The organism is Cupriavidus numazuensis, assembly GCF_905397435.1.
GTDB lineage: Bacteria > Pseudomonadota > Gammaproteobacteria > Burkholderiales > Burkholderiaceae > Cupriavidus > Cupriavidus numazuensis.
Genome location: NZ_CAJPVI010000173.1, coordinates 1 through 592, shown reverse-complemented (window position 1 = coordinate 592; position 592 = coordinate 1). Strand labels below are relative to the sequence as shown.

Here is a 592-nt window from a genome sequence, read left to right as displayed (position 1 = left end):
TCGGCGCAACCGCATCAAGCTTTTACTGTGGGACCGAAACGGCTTCTGGATGCTTTTGAAGCGATTAGAGGAAGACCGTTTTGTGTGGCCGCGGCGTGAGCACGCGGTGATCGAACTCACGACCGAGCAGTTGCACTGGCTGCTGGACGGTATCGACGTGGACGCCGTGAAGCGGCACCCGTCGCGCAAATATCAGCACACGGCTTGATGGTCGTTCGGTGTGACGTATACCAGATTGGGTGGCGGCTGCACTATCGTGTCCAGCATGAACGAACACGACCTCTCCCAATTGCCGCCGGCCGCCCAGGCCTATATCCGCGAACTCGAAGCGCGGGCTGCTGCCAACGTTAAGCACATCGCCGAGCTGAACGAGCGCATCAAGCTCCTTGAGGAACAGTTCCGGCTCGCGCAGTCCAAACGCTTCGCGCCAAGCAGTGAAAAGCTCAAGGACCGCGTGTTCGACGAAGCTGAACAAATGGCCGCTGCGGAGCCGGCCGACGACGATGAGGATGAAGCGCTCGCGCCGCCGGACACGGGGCTGCCAGAGCCCGATAAGCCCGCAGGCCGCAGACGTGGCCGCAAGCCGCTGCCG

2 protein-coding genes are annotated in these 592 nt (G+C 62.0%); both read left to right on the top strand.

Annotated elements, in window-relative coordinates; genetic code table 11:
• On the top strand, positions 1–208 hold a 208-nt coding region (tnpB, locus tag KHO41_RS41080; RefSeq protein ID WP_211958902.1), incomplete at its 5' end, for an IS66 family insertion sequence element accessory protein TnpB.
• A gap of 57 nt (positions 209–265) precedes the next feature.
• The coding region (locus KHO41_RS41075) for a transposase (protein ID WP_211958901.1) at positions 266–592 on the top strand (327 nt) is incomplete at its 3' end.